Genomic DNA, 22,368 nt, shown 5'->3' with positions numbered 1-22,368 from the left:
GCGCTACTAATTGTCATCGGCTGACCGAATACCGGCCCGTAGCAAGCGCACCCAAAACCGGTGCCTCTATCCCACCAGAGGGCACCCGACGCTTCGGGGCGCTTGCTTTAATCGGCCATAAGCAGGGTTAATTGGACGTGGTCCAGGAATTAAGGGCAGTGAGGGCGGGCGTGGTCGCCGTAGCGGCTTTCACGAAGTCGACCCGAATGGTGGTGGGCACGTTGGGCGCCAGGGCATCGAGCTTGATTTGGAGCTTGCCGTACCACTGGTTGGGCGTGTTTTCGCTGGCCATGATGCCGGCGAAGATGGGCGCCGTTTCGGGCAGGTAGTTGATGGTGCTGGTGGAGCGGTCGACTTTGGTGAACCGCGCCCCGGCCGGCGCCTTGATGACGGCGTAGTAGGTTTTGCCGTTTTTCGTCATGGTGGCCGTCTGGCCGTCGGTGCTGATGAGCAGGCCGTCGGTGGCGGGGCTGTGCATCAGCCAGTACACGGTGGAGCCGCGCACCGGCGTAAACTCGTCCTGCACGGTGACAATGCCGCTGCTGCGGTTGAGCTTGATGCCGCGCTTGTAGGCCGTCACGTCGCGGGTGTACACGTCAGCCAGGTTCAGCACGTAGAAGCCGCCGGTGTTATCGGCCTGCTGGGCGGCCACGGTGGCCACGCCGGTGGGGGTTTGCTCGGGCCGGGCGTCGGGGTTGAAAACCAGGCAGTTCTTGCCTTCGGTGCGCACCCGGTAGTAGTAGAAGCGGCCGCGTGTGCCAGCCACGGTGGTGGCGGGCGCAGTGTACGACGGGCCAGAATTAGTAAAGTAGTCGCGCGGATAAGGGTTTTCGGCCCCCAGGTTGCCCTGGGCCCAGGTTTCGCCCAACGCCTGCAGGTAGAACGAGCCGGCGTCGAGGTGGCCGTGGCTAGCGTTGTTGTCGCCGCCGTGCATGGCCACGTAGAGGGCTTGGTCGCTGGTGTTGTTTTCCTGCACGTACAGGTAGTCGATGCCGCGCACGTAGCCATTCAGCGGGAAGCTGGCGGCGCTGCCCTGGTTCACGAGCTGGCGGTCGTAGTAGAGCAGGTCGAGCCAGCCGTTCATTTTCACGGGGCGGCTGGCGTTGCGGGCCGAGGCGGCGTCGTACTGCGCCCGGGCCAGGCCGGGGTCATTGAGGTGCTTGGCAAACCAGAAGTACGAGAGGAACTTGTTGTCTTTGCCGCTGTAGATGTAGTCGTCGCCCATGGTGGCCGTGCCCACCGGGCCCGACACGTTGAACGGAAACCAGCCGGTTTTGCGGAAGCCGTTGCCATCGGTCAGGCCGTAGGTCGTGCTCAGGATGCGCTTCATGGCATCGAAGGCCAGCACCGTGTTCGACAGCCCGTAGCTCCAGTACGACATGCCCTCCTCGCTGGCCCCGTCGGGCTCCAGCGAATCCATGTATTTCTTGGTGCCGTTGGCGCAGATGGCCACCACCTGGCTCATGAACGCCGGGTCGGTTTCGTACATGGCCAGGGCCGCCGAAATCATGCCGCCGTGGCAGATGCCGTTCCAGTTGTCGTTGGTCAAATACCACTTGAAGCCGCCGGAGCTGGTTTCAATCTGGGTTTTGCCCGGCTCCAGCACGAAGGTGCGCACCGCCGTCACCAGCTGCGTGCGCTGGGCGGGCGTCAGGTAATCGTACAGTCCATCGTAGGCCATGGCCACGCCCTTGGCGGCAATGCCGGCGTCGAGGAAGTGGCGGTTGGCGCCCCAGTCCGGGAAGGCGCACATGCGGTCGAGCTGCTGCCAGCAGCGCAGGGCGTACTTGGGGTCTTTGGTGAACTGGTAGGCCAGCACCAGGTAGGGCAGCTGCTCGTTGCTGAAGGTGTGGATGTTGGTGATGCGCAGGCCGGCCCCGTCCAGCCCATAGCCCAGCAAGGGCGCGGTGAGCACGGCATCGGCCTTGGCCAGGACATCGTTGTAGGTGCCGGTGGCAAACGCGTCGCTCTGCCCGGTAGCCTTCACGCGGGCAATGTCGGCGGCCGTAAAAAACAGCCTCGGGTGCACGTCCTTCAGCCCGTTGCCCTGGAAGCACTGGTCCACCACGTCGCTCCGGATGGGCACCACCGCCGTGGAAACGAAGGGGCCGGTCGGGCCTCCTCCCCCACCCTTGCTCGGCGCGGGCGGGTTGTCGTTCGGCGACTCCTTGCACGAGAAGCACAGCGCGAACAGCAGGTATAAGAGGAAGTGCTTCTTCATGATGGATAATGCTTTAGCTGGTAGCCAGTGCTACCACCCCGGGTTTTGCGTGAGCGAGCCGTTGCTGTTGGCGATGTCGTTGTAGGGGAAGGGGTAGAGGTACATCTTGGGCCCCACGAACGTGCGCTGCTCCACCACGAAAGGCTGGTAGGTGAAGGTGGTAGCGCCGGTTTTGACGACGCGCATACCCAGCAGCGGCTGGTTTTCGGTCACGTCGGCAATTTTCCAGCGGCGCACGTCGAAGAAGCGGTGCTCCTCGAAGGCCAGCTCCACGCGGCGCTCGTTGCGCAGGCGGTCGCGGAAGGCGGCTTGGGCCAGGCCCAGCGGCAGGGCCGGCATGGTGGCGCGGGCCCGCACCAGGTTCACGGCCTCGCGGGCCGAATAGGTGGCGGCCACGCCGTTCAGGCTGGGCTTGGCGTCGGGGCCGTAGGCTTCGTTCATGGCTTCGGCGTAGTTGAGCAGCACCTCGGCGTAGCGCATCAGCACCCAGGCTTTGGGCTTGCTGTCGGCCTTGGTCACGTCGAAGTTGGTCACCACCATCTTACGCAGGTAGTAGCCCGTGGTGGTGGCGCCGGCCTTGGCCCCGATGGCGTCGGCCCCGCCCTCGTAGGACTGCGTCAGGCGGTTGGAGTTGTCGATGTTGCGGCCCATCACCGAGTTGGCCACCACCACCGTGAAGTCGAGGCGCGGGTCGCGGTTGAGGTAGGGCCGGGTGGGGTCGTAGCCGGAGCCCGCGGCCGCAATGGGCAGGCCGGTGGTTTTCATCTCAAAAGCATCCACCAGGTTTTGCGAGGGGGCCGTGACGCCCAGGCCGCCGTTGGTGATGCCCACCGGGTAGTTGGCCCGCTCAAACGTGTTGCCGTTTTTCTCGAAGGGTCGGGTGAGGATGATGCCGGAGTTGGCGCCTTTGCGGGGCGTGAGGTTGTTCACCGTGTTCTGGGCCGTGAACAGGTCCGGGAAGCTGGTATTGAGCACGCGCACCTGGGCGGTGTTGGGGTCGGAGAAGAACTGCTGGCCAGCGGCGGCGGCGGCTTCCCAGCGGCTGCGCAGGTTGCCGTCGTTCTGCAGCGGGCTGGCGGCGTAGAGCAGCGCCCGCAGCTTCAGGGCCAGGGCGGCGGGCTTTTCCACGCGGCCGAGGCGGGTGTTGTCGGTGCCGCCGTCGCCGCGCCCCACGCGGCTGCCGCTCGGCAGGCCGTAGTTGGTGTAGTGGTTGGTGAGCACGGGGTACACCTCGTCGCACTCCTTCACGATGAAGCTCACGCACTCCTGAAACGTGTTGCGGGCCACGCCCTTGGCGCTTTCCTCGGTCAGCACGGTGGTCACCAGCGGCACGCCGCCGTAGCGCTTTATCAGCTCCATGTAGTAGTAGGCCCGCAGGAAGCGCACTTCGGCCCGGAGCTTGGTGAAGTCGTCCAGGTTCTGCACGTAGATGGCCCTGTTGGCGGCGTTGATGGTGTCTTTGATAATCAACGTCTTGTAGTCCACCGTCTTTTCCAGGAACAGGTTGGCGTGCCGGATGGCCTTATAGTAGTCCCCGAACACGTCGTCGGGGTTGTCGAACGGGCCCCAGGCGCCGGTGTTGAAGCGCTGAATGGGGGTGGCGCGGGCAAAATCGGCCTCGTCGCTGGCGCCGGCCAGCAGGGCGTTCGAGCCGTAGCCGTTGAGCTGGGGCAGGTAGTTGTAGGTGCCCATCCCGAAGGCCTTCAGGTTGTCGAAGCCGGAGTTGATGAACAGCTCCTCGTCGTAGTTCTGCTGCAGGTTGGTGTCGAGGAAGTCCTTTTTGCAGCTCCCCAGCGCCACGGCCAGCAGGAGCGAAAGCACGGTCAGGTATTTTTTCATAAGGCGAAAAGTTCTGCGCGGTGAAAGGCCCGGGGCTACAGCTGCACCGAGAAGCCGAAATTGTAGCTCTTCAGCGAGGGGTGCACGAAGACGTTCATGATTTCCGGGTCCACGGTCAGCTCCTTGATGCGGTCCCAGGTGTAGAGGTTGTTGCCGCTCACGTACACCCGCACCGTCGAGAGCTTGAGGCGCGAGCTCACGCTCAGGGGCAGGGTGTAGCCCAGCTCCACGTTGCGCAGGCGGATAAAGGAGCCGTCGCGCTGCCAGAGCGTGGATGGCCGGTAGTTGTTCGGGTTGGCCTCGGTGGTGAGGCGCGGGAACTGCGCCGCGTTGCCGCGCTCGGGGGTCCAGTAGTTGTCGCGCACCCAGGGCGTGGGCTTCACGCCGCCGTTGAGGAAGGGCACCACGTTGTTGTTGTCGAGCAGCGACACGCTGCGGCTGGCCGCGCCCTGGAAGAACACGTTCAGGTCGAACCCTTTGAAATCGAAGCCCGTGCTGAAGCCGTAGTAGAAGTTCGGCACGGCGGTGTTGCCGATGGCCACCCGGTCCTTGTCGTCGATGAAGCCGTCGTTGTTCTGGTCCTTGTACTTCACGTCGCCGGGCCGCACCTCGCCGAAGAGTTGCTTGGGGCTCTGGTCAATTTCGGCCTGGTTCTGGAAAAAGCCGATGGACTCCAGAATAAAAGGCTGGTTGATGGAGCGGCCCTCGGCGCGCAGGTATTCTTCGGGCCGGTAGGGCTCCTCGATGTTGATAATCTTGTTCTTGGCGTAGGAGGCGTTGCCGCCCAGGCGGTAGCCCAGCGGGCCCACGGTGCCGCGGTACGAAAGCTCCACTTCGGCGCCCCGGTTCTGGGTTTCGCCGCGGTTCACGTTGTTGAACGTGGCCCCCACGATGGACGACACGAAACTGGAGGGATTGAGGAAGATGTCGGTGCGGCGCTCCTGAAACACGTCCACCGATACGCTCAGATTCTCGTAGAGCACGGCATCGAGGCCGACGTTGGCTTTGAGGGATTTTTCCCAGGTCACGGCGGGGTTGGCCAGGTTGCCCTGGCGGAAGGTGGCGGCCGTCACGTCGTAGTTGTTGCCCAGCAGGTAGCTGCCCGCGCCCAGGTAAAACTGGTTGTAGATGAAGCGGCCGGAGTTGCCGGCCCGGTCGTTGCCGAGCAGGCCCACCGAGCCGCGCAGCTTCAGGAAGCTCACGGCCTTGCTGCCGCTCAGGAAGCTTTCCTGGCTCAGCACCCAGCCGGCCGAGAGGCTGGGAAACACGCCGAAGCGGTGGCCCTTGGGGAAGTTCTCGGAGCCGCTCACGGAGTAGCCCAGCTCCGCGAAGTACTTCTCGCGGAAGTTGTAGCTCACCCGGCCCATGATGTTCTGCTTGGCGTAGGGAATCTCGTTGCCGGCCCCGTCGATGCGCTCCTGCAGGTACATGGCCGAGGCGTACACGGCGTGCGGCCCGAAGCTGCGGCTGTACTCGGTGCCGCCCACGAAGCTGGTCCGCGTGAGCTGGGTGCCCGTGCCCTGGGTGATGGCGAAGTTGCGGTCGGAGCTGCCCCGCACGGCGGCGTCGAACTGCAGGTCCTGGCCGGGCGCGGTGAGGTCGGGCCGGGCGGTGAGCTCCTGGTAGAGGTAGCCGCGGGTCTTGTTGTAGGTCGAGAAGTAGAAGTTGTTGAAGTTCACCTGCCCAAACACCGACAGCCCGCGCGTCAGGAAATCGAGCTTGCCAATGAGCTTCACGTTGGCATCCACCGTGCGGTCGTTGATGGAGTTGTAGCCCTTCTGGCGGATGGACGCGGCCGGGTTTTCGGCGTAGCCCTGGGCGCCGCCGTAGCTGCCGTCCGGCGTAAACAACGGGTAGGGGTTGAACAGGGCGATGTTGCGCCAGATGTCGGTTTCGGCCGCGTTCGGGAACGTCTTGTTCAGCATCGTGCCCCGCAGCTTGATTTCGGCGGTCAGAAACTTGGTGATTTCGGCGTCGAAGTTGGCGCGCAGGTTGAAGCGCTGCAGGTTGTAGTTGGAGCTGGTTTTGCGGTCCTTGTCGGTGTTGGCGTAGAGGCCGTTGTAGTCGGCATAGCCCAGGGCCACGAAGTACTTGGCGTCGGGCCGGCCGCCGCGCACCGTGAGGTTGTAGTCCTGGCTGGTGGTGCTGGGCCGGATGGTTTCGTCGTACCAGTTCACGTTGGGGTACAGGTACGGGTAAGCGCCCGACTTGAAGTTGTCGACAATCTGCGGGGTGCTGAAATAGCCCTGGCCGATGGTCTTGCCGTCGCTGAGCAGGCCCTGGTTGTAGAGGTCGGCATACTCGCCGTTCGACACAAATTCGGTTTTATAGGCCGGCGTCTGCACGCCGAAGCGCGAGCTGAACGTGATGGCGTTTTTGCCCGACGCCACGCCCCGCTTGGTGGTAATGAGCACCACGCCGTTGGCGCCGTCCAGGCCGTACACGGCCAGCGCCGCGGCATCCTTTAGCACCGTGATGCTCTCGATTTCCTCGGGCAGCAGCGTGGTGTAGTTGGTTTCGAAGCCGTCCACCAGCACCGTCACCGCGTTGTCCTGGAACGTTTGCACGCCCCGAATGGAGAGGGCCGGCGTGTCGTTGTTGCCCGGCGCGCTGCCGCGCTGCGCCACGTTCAGGCCGCTGAGCTGGCCCAGCAGGGTGTTGCCCAGGTTGGGCGTGTTGTAGCTTCGCAGCGGCCCGTTGCCGATGCTGGACAGGGCTGCGGTGGTGTTGCGGCGGCTGATGGTGGGCCCAAACGGCAAAGCCACCTGCTGCTCCAAAAAGCTGCCCGACTGCGCGGCAGCCCGCTGGCTACGCACCGAGTCCGAAGCCACGGCCCGGGTGGAGTCGGGGGTTTGGGCGGCGGCGGGCAGCGCCAGGGCGGCCAGAATGCCCGCCCAGACCGCGCCCGGCACGCGCTTGTGTACATACTGTTTCATGTCTCTCGCTTCGGTTAAGTAATTACCAGCCGGGGTTTTGCACCAGAAATCCCTTGTTCACTTCGGCTTGCGGGAAGGGGTAGAAATACATTTTGTCGTCCCACACCCGGGTTTCGAACTTCTCGATGCGGTAGGACAGCTTCTGGTCGTTGGCCAGGCGCTGGGCCGGCGTCATGGCGGGCGTGGGGTACACGTAGGAGCCTGTGCCGTTTTCGTGCAGGAAAATGCGGAAGAAGTCGCCTTTCATCACGCCGTCGTTGGCGGCAATCTTCCAGCGGCGCACGTCGAAAAAGCGGTGCTCCTCGCCGTAGAGCTCCACGGCCCGCTCCCGCTGGATGTAGGCCCGTATCCGGTCCTTGCTGCCCGCAATGCTGGCGTAGGTGGCGTTGCCGGGGGCCAGCAGCGGCAGGCCGGCCCGCGTCCGGATAGCGTTCAAGGACGTGAAAATGGCCGGGTCCGCGGGGTTCACTTCGTTCAGGGCCTCGGCGTGGTTGAGGTAGAACTCGGCCAGCCGGAAGATGGGCCAGTAGCCATCGAAGCGGCCATTGAGCGCGTTCACCAGGTTGATGAACTTCTTCTGGTGGATGCCGTTGGGCACGCCGTTGCCGAGCAGCTGGCCCGTGGTGGGCACCTGCTGGAAGGTACCGCTGGCGCTGCCCACTTTTATCAGGAATTTGGAGGTGTCGTTGCCGCCCACCGTGTTCATCAGGCCCGTGTTGGTGTACTGCGAGCCGGGCCACCAGGCCGTGGCATGAAAGCGCGGCTCCATGCGCCGCATGAGGTTCTTGAAGGCCGGAAACGAGCCGGTGGTGGGCAGGGTGATGTCGTTGCCGTTGCGGTCGCGGTAGGTTTTCTGGATGAAGTTCATCGGCAGCGCCATCACGCTGTTGCCCCAGGAGAAGTAGATGGGGCAGGCCCAGCGCACGATGTTGGCGCCGCCGGCCTGCTGGCCGTGGGTGTGGTCGAAGAACAGGATTTCCTTGTTTTTGGGGTCGAACACGGCCCCGGTGGCGTAGTTGTAGCTTTCGCTTTTGCCCAGGGTGGCGTCGTCGAGCAGGGCGTAGCCGTTCGAGGCGGCCCAGTCGAGCACGGCCTTGTTGGCCACCACGGCGTCCTGCCAGCGCTGCGGGTCGAAGCTTTGCATGCAGATGAGGCTGTCGGCGCCGAAGGACAGGTAGGGCGTGGCCGTGTTGTAGAGCGGGCTGGCCGCGTAGAGCAGCGTACGGGCCTTCAGGGCCATGGCGGCGCCCTTGGTGAGGCGGCCCAGGTCGGAGCTGGGGTAGCTGTTGGGCAGGTCGGCGATGGCCTCGTCGCAGCTGCGCACAATGAAGGCGATGGTGCGTTTCAGGCTCTGGCGGTTGGCCGAGGGCGTCACTTCGGCCTTGTTGATGCCGCCCACGTTCTTGATGACCACCTTGGGCACTTCCGAAATGATGGGAATGCCCCCGAAACGGCTCATCATGTCGAAGTGCATCAGGGCGCGCAGCACCTTGGCTTCGGCAATGGTCTGGGCCTTGAGCTGCGGCGTCCAGTTGTACTGGCCGGTGCTGATGAAGGGCACCTTGTCCACGTTTTCCAGAAACACGCAGGCGTTGCGCATGCCCTGGGTCACGCGCTGGATGCTGTACTCGTTCTGGTTGCTGGGGCCCCAGGTGCCGTCGTTGAAGCTGTTGGCCACGCCGCCGGTGCCCACCTGGTCGCCTTCGTCGGAGGCGGCCAGCAGCAGGCCGTCGTTGGTGCCGGCGTCGGAGCGGCCGTTGCTGCCGTCGCCGGTGATGAACCCGTTTATCTGGCAGGTGGCGTACACGTTGTACAGGGACTGCATGGCGTTGTCTGGGGTGCTGAACACCTGGTCGGCGGTAATCACCGCGTCGTCGGGCTGCTCCAGAATGTCCTTGCAGGCTGGGCTCACGAAGAGGCAGCTCGTAGCCAGGGCGGCTTTCAGATAGGAAAAGCGTTTCATGGGTGGGATGTTAGCGGTTGGCGGGAAGCGGCGGGCGGCTTAGAAGCGCAGGTTGGCGCCCACGTTGAACACCCGCACCATGGGGTACACCGACCCGTTGGAGTTGGCTATCTCGGGGTCGAAATATTTCATCTTCGTCCAGGTGTAGAGGTTTTGCCCGTTCACGTAGAGGCGGGCGCCCTTCAGGCCAATCAGGCGGACGAGGTTGGGGTTGAAGTTGTAGCCCAGCTCCAGGTTTTTGAGGCGCACGTAGGAGGCATCCTGCAGCCAGAACGACGACATGCGGTAGTTGTGCTTGTTGGCCTCGGGGCTGGCCGTCAGGCGGGGCAGCGAGATGGGCTGGCCGCTTTCGTAGCGCTGCTGCGACCAGCTTTCCTTGGCGTTTTCAAAGGCCGTTTTGGTGCCGGCCACGAACGGCCAGACGCTCTCACCAGTCAGGTACGTCGACACGTTGGCCGTGCCCTGAAACAGCACCGACAGCTCAAACCCCTTGAAATTCACCCCGAACGAGGTGCCGTAAATGATTTCCGGCACGTTGGGGTTGCCGATGTTCACCTGGTCGTTGTTGTTGATGATGCCGTCGCCGTTCACGTCCACGTAGCGGATGTCGCCGGGCTTCAGGTTGGGCTGCCACTCCGAGCGCAGCACGCTGGGCGAGGGAATTTCCTCCACCGTGTTGTAGATGCCATCGGCCAGCAGGCCCTTCAGCTGGCCAATGCGGCTGCCGGTGTAGGCCAGGCCCGGGTAGGGCTGCGGCGTTTCGTCCTGGTACACAATCTTGTTGCGGGCAAAGGAGTAGTTGGCGTTCACCCAGTAGCCCAGGCCACTGGTGCCCACTTTGTCCTGGTAGTTCAGGTCCAGCTCGAAGCCGTGATTTTCGGCCTTGCCGATGTTGTAGGGCGCCACCAGGTTAGGGTCACCGAAAGTCACGGGCAGGTTCAGGAAGTACAGAATGTCGTTCCGCACCTCTTTAAAGACGTCGCCCGACACGGAGAGCTTGTCCTTGAAGAACTTCAGGTCGGCCCCGATATTCCACTTCACGGCCCGCTCCCAGGTCACGTCGGGGTTGCCGAGCAGGCTCTCGGTGTAGCCGTTCTGGATGGTGTGGTTGAGGCCGGTGTGAAAGACGTTGTTGTTGAAGCTATTGGCCGTCACCAACCGGTACGAATCCGGCGTGAAGAGGAAGCGCCGGCCGCCGATTTTGTCGTTGCCCACGGCCCCGTACGAGCCCCGCACCTTGAAGAAAGTGAAGTAGTCGTTCTTGGGAAAGAAGGACTCCTGCGACACCAAATAGCCCAGCGAGCCCGAGGGAAAGAAGCCGAACTGCTTGCCCTTGGCGAAGTTCTCGGAGCCGTTGTAGCCAATGTTCAGCTCGGCGAAATACTTCTGCTGGTAGTCATAAGTGGCGCGGCCCACGAAGCCCAGCAGGTTGTAGGGCAGCTCGTTGCCGCCGCGGTAGGCACGCTCGGCGTTGGTCAGGGCCAGGGCGGTCAGGCCGTGGTTGCCGAAGGAATGCTTGTACTCCACGGCGCCCTCGGCGTACACCTTGCGGTACTTGGTGTAGTTGTCGGCCCCGAACACCACCGGCCCCTCAAACTGGTTTATAATGGGCACCGGAATGGGCGAGGTGGGGTTGGCCGGGTCGCGCTCCAGGTCCCAGAGCGGCACCAGCTTGCTGCGCCGCGAGTCCTGCAGGTAGTAGTTGTCGTAGGCCACCTGCCCCCGAATGGCCAGGCCGGGCGTAATCTGGTCCAGGTTGTAGCGGGCGCCCACGTTGGTGTTCAGGTTGCTGCTCAGCACGGAGTTGAACCCGTTGTTCAGCATCTGGTAGAGCGGCGTGTTCGACACCTGCAAGCCCGTGAGGCCCGACACGTTGCGCACCACCTTGCCGTCGTAGATGATGGGCGACATCATGGGGTTGGCCGACAGGATGGTCCCGAAAATGTCGCTGGTGGCGCTGCCCGAATAGTTGCCCTTGGTGATGTCGAAGCCGGACTTGAAGAACAGCGTCAGCTTCTTCGTCACGTTGAAGTCGAAGTTCGCCCGGATGTTGTAGCGCTTGTAGTTGGGGTTGGCGCTGAAATCATCGAAGAAGTCGCCAATTTTGTAGGCTCCGTCCTGGTTCAGGTGGCCCAGCGACACGAAATACTTGGCGTCCTTGTTGCCCCCGCTGATGTTGACGTTGTACTGCTGCTGCGGCGCGTACTTGCGCAGCATGTAATCGAACCAGTTCACATTGGGGTGGAAGTACGGGTCGTCGCCCGTGCGGAAGTGCTCGATGTCGCTGTCGCTGAACAGCCGGGCGTTGGGGTTCAGCGGGTCGTCGTTGCGGGCCGCCTCGTTGCGCAGCGTGGCGTAGTCCACGGCGTTCAGCAGCTGGGGCAGCCGAATGGGGTTCTGCACCGCGAAGTTGGTGGAGAGCGACACCTCCGGCTTGCCAATGGCGCCGGTTTTGGTGGTGATGATGATGACCCCGTTGGCCCCCCGAATGCCGAACACGGCCGTGGCCGAGGCATCCTTCAGCACCGAGAAGTTCTCGATGGTGTAGGGGTCGATGGAGGCCAGGCTGCGCTCCACGCCGTCCACCAGCACCAGCGGCTGCCGGTTGGCGCCCGGCGCGAAGGTGGCGATGCCCCGCACGTAGATGTCGGCCACGTCGCGGCCGGGCTCGCCGCCGCGCTGGGTGGTCACCACGCCGGGCGTACGGCCGGCCAGGGCGTTGGCCACGCTCGACACGGGCGCCTTGAGGATGTCCTGGGATTTAACGCTCGAAATGGCGCCGGTCACGCTCAGCTTGTCCTGGGTGCCGTAGCCCACCACCACCACTTCTTCCAGCGCCTGCTGGTCTTCGGCCAGGGTGATGGCCAGCGTCGTCCGGCCATTGACGGGCACCTCCTGCTTCACGAAGCCGATGTAGCTGAGCACCAGCACGGCATCGGCTTCGGGCACGTTGATGGAGAAGTTGCCGTTCACGTCGGTGCTTTCGCCCCGGTTGGTGCCCTTCACCTGCACGGTCACCCCAATCAGGGGCTCGCCCTTGGCGGTGGTCACGCGGCCGGTGATGGGGCCTTTGGCTTGCGCCGGCGCCTGAAAGGCCAGCGGTGCGGCGGCCAGACACGCGCCGCCGCCGGCCAGCGGCGGAGCCGCCAGCGTCAGCAACAGAAGCAGCGGAGCCTGCAGCGGTTTCGCAGACCGCTCCCGGTGAGCATTGGTAATCAACGTAAAAAAGTCCATGCGCTACTGGTTGAGTTGTGTCGGGAAGCGGGTGGGAGCATCAGCCCGGGGCGGCGCCGGGGGGCTTATTGCACCCGGGTGCCGGTGGCTGGCCGCGGGTTGTTCGGGCCGCGGGCTCGCCCCCTGCGCTCCTGCTGGCGGTACAGTCTGTCGAAGGGCCGGCAACCCTAAAGGCGGGCCACTATTTTTTTTGCGCTGGGGCAGTTTAAAACGACACCAGCCCGTCAGGCTGATTGATATTGACGACTTTCCAGAGCAATTCTCAATTTGTCGTACGGGGTAGAGACGCAATATTTTGCGTCTCGGCGTCCGCACCGCGTGGGTGCTATTCAACGCCAGTCGTTCAACGATGAGACGCAAAATATTGCGTCTCTACCCCGTTCTAATAGCCATCCACCAACCTAAAACCCGCTCTAAACAGCTTACTGGAACTCACGCGGCAGCATTCCACGCCCCGACCGCCACGCGGCCGGCTTTGCCTCTACCCTACTGCTTTATTTACCTCCAATACCTCCGTTGCCGAAGCCTAAAAAATAGCCAGCATGGCCAGGCACACCCCCACCAGCAGCGCTGACCAGAAGTAGAAGCTGTGGTGCCAGCGCACCGTTTTCAGAGCGGCCAGGTCCTGGCGCAGGATTTCGCCGGAGTAGGTGTAGGCGTCGGTTTTCAGCGGCGGCGGCGGGGCCGTGAGGTGGCTCACCACCACCATAATGCTGGCCGCGGCCAGAAATACGAACGGCGTGACCAGCAGGAAGTGCAGGTTGCCGAACACGGTGGTTTTGTAGAAAATCAGCAGCCCGGCAATCAACAAGCCGCCCATGAGGCCGGCAAAAACGCCCGTGCCGTTGGCTCTTTTGTAGAACAGGCCCAGGAAAAAAGCGGCCACCACCGGCGGGGCGATGTAGGAATGCATCTCCTGATAATACTTCACCAGCGAGCCGAACTTGCCGATGTTGGGGGCCCAAAGCGAGGCAATGAGCACAATGACGACGGCCGTAATTTTGCCCACCCGCACCAGCTCCCGGCTGCTCGCTGCCGGCTTGTAGGCGGCGTAAAAATCCAGGGTGAAGAGCGTGGAGGCCGAGTTGAGGATGGCGCTCAGCGTGGAGGTGATGGCTACCAGCAGCGCCGCGATGATGACGCCCAGCAGGCCCACCGGCATCCATTCCAGCAGCATGGTGGGGTACACCATGTCGGGTTTGGGCAGGTCCGGGAAGGCAACCTTGGCCAGCATGGCCGGAAACACGATGATGAAGAACGTGGCCACCGTGAGGAAGCCCGTGAGCAGCACGCCCTTGCGGCCCTGGTCGATGGAATCGGCGCTGAGCACGCGCTGCACCAGGGTTTGGTTGCTGCACCAGAAGTAGAACCCCAGGATGGGGATGCCCACAATCAGCCCCAGCCACGGCACCGAAGCATCGTCGAGGGGACGGATGAGATGGAGCATCTCGGTGCCCGCAAACCGGGCCTGCAAAGTGGCCCAGCTGCCCACCCTCGACATGGCCAGCCAGGTGAGAATGACCGAGCCGATGACCAGCACCACCGCCTGCACCAGCTCGGCGCTGATGGCCGACGACAGCCCGCCCGGAATGGTATAGGAGGCCGCCGCGAAAGCCAGCGCAAAGATGAGTACCGGCACGCTGGCCTCGGGCAGAATGCGCTGCATAACGAGGGCGCCCGCGTAGAGCGTGGAGGCGGCATCGAGGAAGATAGCGCCCAGGATGGTGAGGGCCGAAAAGTAGTACTTGGCGCGCCGGTCGAAGCGCCGTTCCAGGAATTCGGGCATGGTGAACACCCCCGACCGCAGGTAGAACGGCAGGAAAAACCAGGCGAAAAACACCAGCACCAGCACCGAAATCAGGTTGTAGTTGTACACCGCAATGCCCGTGCTGTAGGTGTCGCCCGACTGCCCGATGAGCGTGGAGCTGGAGATGCTGGCCGCGAACAGCGACAGGCCCACCGCGTACCATTTCTTGTTGCGGCCCGCCAGAAAGTAGTCCTTCGAGTTGCTGCTCTTCGAGTTCCGCAGCCCCCACCAGATGATGAAGAGGAAGTAGGCGGCAATGATGGCCACATCCCAGGGCTTCAGGTTAAAAGGTGTTTCGGGCATCAGCAGGCAAAAATTCCGTGTGGGCGGTGAAAATACGGGCGGCACCGCGCTCAGCCGCTACGCCTGCCTATCTTAGGCGTGCTTTGCCAGCGGCCGGCGCCCGGCGGCTGGCCCCCCGCACGCCTCAGCCGCGCCCCGATGAAGAACAAGAAAGTGGACGTGTTTCTGGAGAAAATCCCCATCTCCGAAGACTCGATTTTTGTGTTGACCCACGACGACAACGCCAAGTTCGACTACCCGCTGCACTACCACGAGGAGCTGGAAATCAACCTGGTGATGAACTGCCGCGGCAAGCGCGTGGTGGGCGACAACGTGGAAATCTACGACCTCTGCGACCTGGTGATGATAGGCCCGAACACGCCCCACTGCTGGTACCGCGACGACAAGCTGATTGCGCCCGAGGAGCACGCCAAGGTGATTACCCTGCAGTTCAAAGAAAGCGTGTTCTCCGACGTGGCCCTGAATTCGCTGGTCATGAAACCCATCAAAACCCTGCTGCTGGGCTCCAAGCGCGGGTACCAGTTCTACGGCGGCACGGAGCAGAAAGTCATCAAACTACTCCTGCGCCTCATCGAGCTGAAAGGCTTTGAGGCCTACCTGCTGTTCCTGGAAATCATCCACACCCTGGCCGAGTCCAAGGAGGTGCGCAAGCTGGCCATGCCGGGCTACATCGCCGAGCCCGACGAATCGAAAAGCACGCGCATCAACAAGGTCTACAAATTCATTTCCGAGAACTACCAGGAAACCGTTTCGCTGGCCGAAGCAGCCTCGCTGATTGGCATGTCGGAGTCGGCGTTTTCGCGCTTTTTCAAGAAGTTCACCAACCTGAGCTTCACCGATTACGTGAACTACCTGCGCATCGGCTACGCCTCGAAGCTGCTCATTCAGTCCAACCACACCGTGTCGCAGATTTGCTACATGAGCGGCTTCCGCAACGTGGCCAATTTCAACCGGCAGTTCAAGAAAAAGTATAACTACTCCCCCTCCTACTACCGCCTCCACTACAAGGAAAAGCGCAAAGACGAGCAGTTCACCGGCTACGACCGGCTGGTGCGGTATTAGGGTTTGTAGCACGTGTAGAGACGCAATATTTTGCGTCTCCTCGTTGAACGTTACCGGTCGAACGACAACGCATAGCCACCACCCAGAACTCCTCGTTGAACGTCATCGGTCGAACGACCCGAACGGCGCGGCCGACGAGACGCAAAATATTGCGTCTCTACCTCCAGCCGTCGAACCCAAGCCGCATCCAAAGCTAGCTACCAGCTTGCCATCGGCTGAAAGCCCGTGGGCTTTTTTGGTTTGGCGGTGGCGCCTGGGGTGATGGGGTAAAATTCCACCCGGATGTTGGCCGCATCCACGCCTTTCAGCTCGATGGCCAGCTTCCGGAAGCCGGCATTGGGGGAGTTTTTGGTGAGCGGAAATGCCTCGCCGGGCAGGTAAGTGGCCGCCAGCACTTGAAACGACGCCGGGCCGGGCGACACGATGCGGGCGCCCATCTTCTTATCGCCCAGCCGGAGGATGGCCCCGCGCCCGTTTTCCGTCACCTCAATGGCGGCCTTGGTGTGCATGCTCCACCAGATGTCAGCGCCCTGCCGGGCCTTCAGCTCGTCCTGCACCGTGATGGTGCGGCGGGTGCGGTCCAGCAGAATGCCCCGGTGGTAGGACGTCACGTCCCGCTTATAGGGGCTCGACAAATCCACGACAAAAAAGCTTTTCTGCTCCGACGAGCCGGAATCCAGTAGCGTGGCCGCGCCCATGGGGTCCTGGTCGGGGCGGGTGCCGGGGTTGAACGCCAGGCAGTTTTTGCCCTCGGCCCGCAGGCGGTAGAAGTGCCAGCGGCCGGCTTCGGCCTGGGCGGCGGGCGCGTCGGTGTAGGCCGGCTGGGTGGTCTTGGAAAAGTAGCCGGGATAGGTGTAGTTGTCGCTGCCCAGGGCGCCGTAGGCCCAGGTTTCACCCAGCGCCTGAATGTCGAAGGTGCCGGCGTCGAGGTGGCCGTGGTTGGCGTTATTGTTGCCGCCGTGCAGGGCAATGTACAGGGCGTCCTTGGTCCAGTTTTCCCGCAGCGACATCACTTCAATCTTGCGAATGTGGTTGTCGAGGCTCACCTTCTTGCCGGTGGTGGCCGCCTTCACCAGCGCAGGGTCGTAGTACAGGATGTCGTGCCACACGGGGGCCTTGTTTTCCAGGGCCAGTTCGTATTGGGCCTTGGCCAGGGGCGCGTCGTGGTAGTGCCGGGCAAACCAGAAAAACGTGGCGCCGCGGCTGTTTTTCAGCGGGTCGTCGCCGATGCTCAGCCCCACCGCCGGCCCCGACATGTAGATGGGAAACCAGCCGGCCTTGCGCAGGCCGGGCCGGTCGGCCAGGCCGAAGCTGGTGCCCAGGGCCCGCTCCATGGCTTCCAGGGCCACGGTGGTGTACATCAGGCCGTAGCTCCAGTACATCAGGCCTTCCTCGCTTTGCCCATCGGGCTCGAACTCTCGCAGGTACAGCGGCAGCGCGTTGGCGGCCAGCGACACCACTTGGCTCATGTTGGCCGGGTCGGCTTCGAACATGGCCAGGGCCGCCATCAGCAGGCCGCCGTGGCAGATGCCGTTCCAGTTGTGGTTGGCCTTGTGCCACCAGGCGTTGCGCTCCATCTGCTGCTGGCCGGGCTGGAGCGCGTGCCGGAGCACGCCCGCGCGCAACTCGGCCCGCTGCGCCTCCATCAGGTAGTCGTGCAGGCCGTCGTAGGCCAGGGCGAAGCTGAAAGCCCCGATGCCGGTGTCGAGAAAGTGCCGGTCGGCACCCCAGTCGGGGTAGTGCGCCTGCTTTTCCAGCTGGGCCCAGCAGCGGTCGGCGTACTTTTTCTCGCCCGTGAGCTGGTACATGAGCACCAGCTTGGGCAGCTGCCCGGCAAAGCGGTGAATGGCCGGAATGCGGAGCTTGGCATCATCGAGGGCATAGTCCAGCAAGGGCTCCTTCAGGGTCGCATCGGCCTCCTGCTGCATTTGCTCGAAGGCCATGAGCACAAACGGGTCGCGTTGTTGGCGCAGGGTTTTGATGCGCTGGATATCGGCCGCGGCAAAGAACAGCCGGGGATGCACGCCGGCTTGCCTGGCCTGGTCGAAGCGCAGCCTGACCTGGGCAGGCGTGATGGAGTCGGCCGCAGGTGCGGGCACTGTCGGCTTTGCCCCGGCAGCGGTGGCCGCCGTGGGCGAGGCCAGCAGCGCGGCCGCCGCGGCAATGGTGAACAGAGCGTGTTTTATCATTTCAGTGGGAAGCGGGGCGGCCGGGCGAGCGGGGCCGTTGGCGCCAGGTTCGCCGGTTAGGCTCAGCTTGGGTTAATCAGTTTCCAGTTGCCCGAGTAGTAGGCCTTGTCCAGGGTTTTGAGCAGGGCTTTGTCGTTTTTCAACCGGGCCAGGTGGCGCAGGTCCTGGTAGAGGTAAAAGTTCAGCCAGAAGCCGTACTCGTACTGCTGGTGCAGGCTGTGCGGCTGCTGGTAGAAGGCGTAGTGGCTGGTGCTCAGGCCGTGCTTGCGGGCAATGGCCACGGCCTCGTTGGCCCGCGCCCACATGCCTTCCGCCACGCCCTTAAACAGGCCTTGGAAGTCGGCATACTCGTTTTTACTGGTTTTGATTACCTCGCGGCGGTCGTCCAGGCCCAGCTGTTTCAGGGAGACTTTTTCCTCAAACTTGGTATCGCCGTCGAGGTCGTACTCGATAACGTCAAGAAAGCCGTTGTTATCGGAATCTGTGTACTTGATGGTGGCAAAACCCTCCGGGTCGCGCTGGCTGCGCTCGGGCCGGTAGCGGTTATACAGCCCCCCAAAGCCCTGGTAGGAAAAGGCCATCTGGTCGGTGCGCCAGGCACCCCACTCGGCGCCGTACAGGTGCAGGCGGCCATCAAACGCGCCCACGTACAGCTGGCCCTGACCCGAAAAGTCCGCGTCCCACTCGCCCCGGTCGCCGGCCGCGTCGGCCTGCGGGTTGTTATCGAGGCCGCCGTTGTTTTTGCCTACTTTGAACAGGTCCTTGGGCTCGTAGAACTCCACCCGCTCCCAGCGGTTGCAGTCGTCGTCCTCGTCAAACACGAAGGTGCACTGGTTCCACTGGCCGCGGCCGAAAATCAGGCCCCAGGCCGCGTCCTGGTCCGGGTAAATCAGCTCGCCGCCCTGGCGCCAGCGGGCGTCGTAGAAGAATTTATCGGCGGCCGGCAGGCCCTTGAGGCTCTTGAAGGGGTGCTTCTGGTCGCTGTAGTCGAAGCCGGGGCCGCGTAAATTCAGGCTCAGGTCGAAGTCGAACTCGTTGCCGGGGGCATTGTCGTTGTCCAGGTCGAAGGTCATCGACACGTGGTCGATTTTCTGCCCGAACTTGATGGCCACTTCCTCCTTCTGCCCCTGAAACAGCGGGTCGTCGCCGGTGGCTTTTTTGAAGATGGGCGTATCGACCAGCCGGATGGCCATTTCGCTGAGGCCGTCGCCGTCCTTGTCGTAGAAGATGAACGGGTTTTCCCAGTTGTAGCGCAGGTCGGCGATGCGGTAGCTGGAGCCGTGCATCTTCAGAAACAAGGAGTTGCCGTGGTAGTCGGTGAAGAAGTTGCTGATGCCGTGCTTATCCCAGGCCTGCACATTTAGCAGGTTCCAGTCGATGAAATTGAGGATGTGGTCGTGGTCGAAGTCCATGACATACATGAAATCGGCGCCCCAGTCGAAGTAGTTTTCCTTCGAGGGCTTGTCGTTTTTCACCACCAATTGCACGTCGGCCTGGCCGTCGCCGTCCTCGTCGTTCCAGTCGATGCTGATGTCTTCCGGCCCGGCAAACACGCCGTTGCGGTTCAGGTCCAGCAGCAGGCAGTCGCTGTCGGTGTCGCCCTCCAGGTCGCCCTTTTTCATGTCGTCGTCGTCGTCAATCCAGAGGAAGGGGACGGATTCGTTCATCACGCCTTTCAGCACGTCGGGGTCGCCGTCGTGGTCGAGGTCGAGGTATTCCAGGGCGCTGAGCTTGGGCGTGAGCGGCGCCCGCCAGGGAATCAGCTTGGTGTTCTGGTTCCAGTAGCGCAGCGGCTTGGTGGGCTGGGCGTGCGCGCCCAGGGCAAGCAGCAGGCCGCAGAGCGTGAGGCGTTTGACCATTACGGGTAACGAGGATTAGGGAAATTGACGGCTAAGGCTAGCGGCCGTAATCGTCCTGCACGCGCACAATGTCGCTTTCATCCGACGGATTTTCGGCGTCAGTATGCTGCCAGATTTCGGCCAGCACGCCCCAGCTCTGCAGACCCACGAGGCGGTGCCGCTCGCCCTGCCGCAGCACGATGCGCTCGCCGGCCGCGTAGCTTTTCACCGCGCCCTGCTCGTCGGTGTCGCTGGTGGCCACGCCCACGGGGCCGTGCACCACCTGCCAGATTTCGGCCCGGCGGTGGTGGTACTGCCACGAGAGCCGCTGCCCGGGGGCCACTATCAGAATTTTGGGACTGAGCTTGCCGGCAATGCGCAGCGAATCAGCCGACAAACCCTCAAAATAGGCATCGGCAAACGCCTGGGCCTGGGCTTCGTCAATCACAAAGAAGCCGCCCCAGGGCCGGGCATCGTCCTGCGCGGCAATGGCAAAGCCCTGGTCCTGGAGGTGGGCGGCCGTCCGCTGAAATAGTGCTTGCTTAATCGGGTTATCCATTCAGGAATTGAAAATTAAAGACAAGAAAATACGGACCTACGCCACGAGGTAGGCCGCGCCAAACACGCCGGCGCTGTCGCCCAGCTGGGGCTTCACGACGGGCGTTTCAAACACGTGGTCGAACACGTAGAGCGCTACCTGGCTCACGCCCTCGGTGTAGAGGCGGTCGATGTTGCCCACGCCCCCGCCGATGACGATGACGTCGGGGTCGACGATGTTGACCACCGTGCCCAGCGCCCGGCCGAAGTAGCTGACCAGGCGTTGCACGGTGGCTTCGGCGGCTGGGTCGCGGCCGGCGGCGGCGCGCTCGGTGATTTCCTTCAGGGAGCGGGGATGGCCGGTGAGCGTGGCGTAATGGCGCTGTAGCGCCGGGCCGGCCAGGATGCTTTCGTTGCAGCCGGTTTTGCCGCAGTGGCAGCGCGCGCCGTCGGCTTCGTTGAGGAAATTGTGGCCCCACTCGCCGGCCAGGCCGTGGAAGCCTTCCAGCGCGTGGCCGTTCACCACCAGCCCGCCGCCCACGCCGGTGCCCAGAATGATGCCGAACACCACTTTGGCGTGGGGAAACTGCTGCCTGACCACGCCCAGCCGGGTTTCGGCCAGCGCGAAGCAGTTGGCATCGTTGGCCATTTCGACCCGAATGCCGAGCCGCTTTTCCAAATCCGCCTTCATCGGCTGGCCGTTGAGGCAGAGTGCGTTGCTGTTTTTCATTAGGCCGGTGCGGGGCACCAGGGTGCCGGGCGTGGCCAGCCCCAGGCTGCTGGCCTTGCTGCCCACGGACTGCTCCATGTGCTCCACCAGCTGCTGAATCTGGCCCAGCACGTGCTCGTAGCCCTTGTCCGCGCCGGTGGGCAGCCGGTCGCGGAACAGGACTTCCGGTTCCTGCGCCGATTTGAGGACGATGCCCTCGATTTTAGTACCTCCCAGGTCCAGGCCCCAGAGGGTGGCGTTGCGTTGAAAACCGTTCATGCAGGTAATAGATGCGCGTTTGCGCGGGTAGTAGAAATCAGGCGGTTTTGTGCGCCACTTTGTAGAGCCGCGCGCCAAACAGGGCGATGAAAGCGTAGCAGATGATGGGCAGGTAATAAGCCGCCGCGATGTCGTGGTTGGCGATTTTGCCCATCAAGTAGGGGAACACGGCCCCGCCCGCCACGGCCATCACCAGTATGGACGAGGCCTGCGGCGTGTGCGGCCCCAGGTCCTTGATGCCCAGCGAGAAAATGGTGGGGAACATGATGCTGAAGAAGAAATTAATCAGCAGCAGCGCGATGAACGAGGGCCAGCCCCAGCTTTGGGCCACGATGACGCACATCAGCACGTTGGCCAGCGCGAAGGCCGCCAGCAGCTTGTTCGGCGCGATGTAGCGCATCAGGAACGTGCCCACGAAGCGCCCGCTCATCATCAGCACCATGAAGAGCGAGAAGTAGCCGGCCGCCGTGGCGTCGCTGAAGTGCATTTTCTCCACCCCGTAGTTGATGAAAAAGGCCCAGGTGCCGCCCTGCGCCGCCACGTTGAGAAACTGCGCCAGCCAGGCCCAGCGGAAGTGCGCGTGCTGCAGCAGCTTCCGGGGGGCGGCCACCGTTTCGGGCGTGCCGGCGTAGAAGCCGGCCTCGGTTTCGGCGTGTGCCTCGGCGGCGTGGGCGTCCTGCAGGGCCGGCACCTTCAGGAAGGCGAAGGCCACGGCAATGGCCAGAATGACGCTGCCAATCACCACGTACAGGGTTTTGACCGAGGTTAAATCGCCGGTAGCGGAGGTGCCGTTCAGGATGAAGTAGCTGCCGAGGAGCGGCCCAATTACGGCCCCAAGGCCGTTGAAGGACTGCGCGAAATTCAGCCGCTGGTCGCTGGTGCGCTGGTCGCCCAGCGCGGCCATGAAGGGGTGGGCCACCGCTTCGAGCGTGGCCAGCCCGCAGGCCAGCACAAACAGTGCGCCGCGGAACAAACCGAACGAGCCCGCATTGGCCGCCGGCACGAACAGGAACGCACCCAGCGAATACAGCCCCAGGCCCAGCAGCACGCCGTTTTTGTAGCCAAACCGCTTCATGAACAGCCCGGCCGGGATGCCCATCACGGCGTAGGCGCCGAAAATGGAAAACTGCACCAGCCCCGAATCGGCCTTTGACACCTGCAATACGTTCTGGAAGTGCTTGTTGAGCACGTCGCCCATGGTGATGGCAATGCCCCAGAGCATGAACAGCGAGGTGACGAAAACGAGCGTCGGGACGTATTTCCGCTCAATGAACGAGGGCGCCGCCGCGACGGACGGCAAGGCGGGGGAAGGGGTAACGGCGGTTTGCATAAGTGGGGAAGGTTTCAGCGGGAATAAGCCGTTTGGCAATTCGGCAATGGCTTGCTTAGCTCGTCATGCAGAGCGTAGCGAAGCATCTCGCGTGGGGCAACTAACTCTTTTGATTGAGTTA

The 22,368-nt window shown here is 63.1% G+C and carries 12 protein-coding genes; 1 reads left to right on the top strand and 11 read right to left on the bottom strand.

All coding sequences use genetic code 11. From position 1 onward, the window contains the following. Positions 1–127: 127 nt before the first annotated feature. The 6 genes from IC234_RS13390 to IC234_RS13365 form a co-directional block, all read right to left on the bottom strand. Entirely contained in the window at positions 128–2,221 is a 2,094-nt protein-coding gene (locus IC234_RS13390) for a DUF4962 domain-containing protein (protein ID WP_190925418.1), read from the bottom strand. Between the two features lie 30 nt (positions 2,222–2,251). Next, positions 2,252–4,060: a RagB/SusD family nutrient uptake outer membrane protein gene (locus IC234_RS13385; protein ID WP_190925416.1), complete on the bottom strand. Its 1,809-nt coding sequence runs from the start codon at positions 4,058–4,060 to the stop codon at positions 2,252–2,254. A gap of 35 nt (positions 4,061–4,095) precedes the next feature. Next, positions 4,096–6,996, bottom strand: a complete 2,901-nt coding sequence (locus IC234_RS13380) for a SusC/RagA family TonB-linked outer membrane protein (protein ID WP_190925414.1) — start codon at positions 6,994–6,996, stop codon at positions 4,096–4,098. A gap of 22 nt (positions 6,997–7,018) precedes the next feature. After that, complete coding sequence (locus IC234_RS13375; protein ID WP_190925412.1) at positions 7,019–8,959, bottom strand: RagB/SusD family nutrient uptake outer membrane protein; 1,941 nt, start codon at positions 8,957–8,959, stop codon at positions 7,019–7,021. Positions 8,960–8,998: 39 nt separating this feature from the next. Further along, positions 8,999–12,193 (bottom strand): SusC/RagA family TonB-linked outer membrane protein, encoded by a 3,195-nt coding sequence (locus IC234_RS13370; RefSeq protein WP_190925410.1) that lies wholly within the window; start codon positions 12,191–12,193, stop codon positions 8,999–9,001. Between the two features lie 526 nt (positions 12,194–12,719). Next, the gene (locus IC234_RS13365) at positions 12,720–14,303 is read right to left on the bottom strand and encodes a sodium:solute symporter (RefSeq protein ID WP_190925408.1); all 1,584 of its coding nucleotides are present in this window, start codon (positions 14,301–14,303) and stop codon (positions 12,720–12,722) included. A gap of 138 nt (positions 14,304–14,441) precedes the next feature. Between IC234_RS13365 and IC234_RS13360 the strand changes: the two genes are divergently transcribed. Continuing rightward, the gene (locus IC234_RS13360) at positions 14,442–15,365 is read left to right on the top strand and encodes an AraC family transcriptional regulator (protein ID WP_190925406.1); all 924 of its coding nucleotides are present in this window, start codon (positions 14,442–14,444) and stop codon (positions 15,363–15,365) included. 197 nt (positions 15,366–15,562) lie between these two features. On the opposite strand, the gene IC234_RS13355 is transcribed toward IC234_RS13360, so the two are convergent. The 5 genes from IC234_RS13355 to IC234_RS13335 all read right to left on the bottom strand — a co-directional run bounded on the left by IC234_RS13355 (position 15,563) and on the right by IC234_RS13335 (position 22,247). Then, positions 15,563–17,554 carry a hypothetical protein gene (locus tag IC234_RS13355; RefSeq protein ID WP_190925403.1) on the bottom strand — a complete coding sequence of 664 codons (1,992 nt, stop codon included), beginning with the start codon at positions 17,552–17,554 and terminating at the stop codon, positions 15,563–15,565. 62 nt (positions 17,555–17,616) lie between these two features. Next, positions 17,617–19,413 (bottom strand): hypothetical protein, encoded by a 1,797-nt coding sequence (locus IC234_RS13350; protein WP_223827669.1) that lies wholly within the window; start codon positions 19,411–19,413, stop codon positions 17,617–17,619. A gap of 37 nt (positions 19,414–19,450) precedes the next feature. Continuing rightward, complete coding sequence (locus IC234_RS13345; RefSeq protein ID WP_190925401.1) at positions 19,451–19,951, bottom strand: cupin domain-containing protein; 501 nt, start codon at positions 19,949–19,951, stop codon at positions 19,451–19,453. Positions 19,952–19,987: 36 nt separating this feature from the next. Then, on the bottom strand, positions 19,988–20,917 hold the full coding sequence (locus IC234_RS13340) for an ROK family protein (RefSeq protein WP_190925399.1): 930 nt from the start codon (positions 20,915–20,917) through the stop codon (positions 19,988–19,990). Positions 20,918–20,954: 37 nt separating this feature from the next. Next, entirely contained in the window at positions 20,955–22,247 is a 1,293-nt protein-coding gene (locus IC234_RS13335; RefSeq protein WP_190925397.1) for a sugar MFS transporter, read from the bottom strand. Between the last annotated feature and the right edge of the window lie 121 nt (positions 22,248–22,368).

It is taken from the genome of Hymenobacter armeniacus (assembly GCF_014699055.1).
In the GTDB taxonomy this organism is placed as follows: domain Bacteria; phylum Bacteroidota; class Bacteroidia; order Cytophagales; family Hymenobacteraceae; genus Hymenobacter; species Hymenobacter armeniacus.
The sequence above is the reverse complement of the archived record's forward strand: the minus strand, read 5'-3'. Positions and strand labels throughout refer to the sequence as shown.

What these genes read in the sequence shown, in the direction of transcription:
- IC234_RS13375 (WP_190925412.1), bottom strand. Translation starts at nt 8,959, where the DNA reads ATGAAACGCTTTTCCTATCTGAAAGCCGCCCTGGCTACGAGCTGCCTC.
- IC234_RS13355 (WP_190925403.1), bottom strand. Translation starts at nt 17,554, where the DNA reads ATGATAAAACACGCTCTGTTCACCATTGCCGCGGCGGCCGCGCTGCTG.
- IC234_RS13390 (WP_190925418.1), bottom strand. Translation starts at nt 2,221, where the DNA reads ATGAAGAAGCACTTCCTCTTATACCTGCTGTTCGCGCTGTGCTTCTCG.
- IC234_RS13345 (WP_190925401.1), bottom strand. Translation starts at nt 19,951, where the DNA reads ATGGATAACCCGATTAAGCAAGCACTATTTCAGCGGACGGCCGCCCAC.
- IC234_RS13340 (WP_190925399.1), bottom strand. Translation starts at nt 20,917, where the DNA reads ATGAACGGTTTTCAACGCAACGCCACCCTCTGGGGCCTGGACCTGGGA.
- IC234_RS13350 (WP_223827669.1), bottom strand. Translation starts at nt 19,413, where the DNA reads ATGGTCAAACGCCTCACGCTCTGCGGCCTGCTGCTTGCCCTGGGCGCG.
- IC234_RS13365 (WP_190925408.1), bottom strand. Translation starts at nt 14,303, where the DNA reads ATGCCCGAAACACCTTTTAACCTGAAGCCCTGGGATGTGGCCATCATT.
- IC234_RS13360 (WP_190925406.1), top strand. Translation starts at nt 14,442, where the DNA reads ATGAAGAACAAGAAAGTGGACGTGTTTCTGGAGAAAATCCCCATCTCC.
- IC234_RS13380 (WP_190925414.1), bottom strand. Translation starts at nt 6,996, where the DNA reads ATGAAACAGTATGTACACAAGCGCGTGCCGGGCGCGGTCTGGGCGGGC.
- IC234_RS13335 (WP_190925397.1), bottom strand. Translation starts at nt 22,247, where the DNA reads ATGCAAACCGCCGTTACCCCTTCCCCCGCCTTGCCGTCCGTCGCGGCG.
- IC234_RS13370 (WP_190925410.1), bottom strand. Translation starts at nt 12,193, where the DNA reads ATGGACTTTTTTACGTTGATTACCAATGCTCACCGGGAGCGGTCTGCG.
- IC234_RS13385 (WP_190925416.1), bottom strand. Translation starts at nt 4,060, where the DNA reads ATGAAAAAATACCTGACCGTGCTTTCGCTCCTGCTGGCCGTGGCGCTG.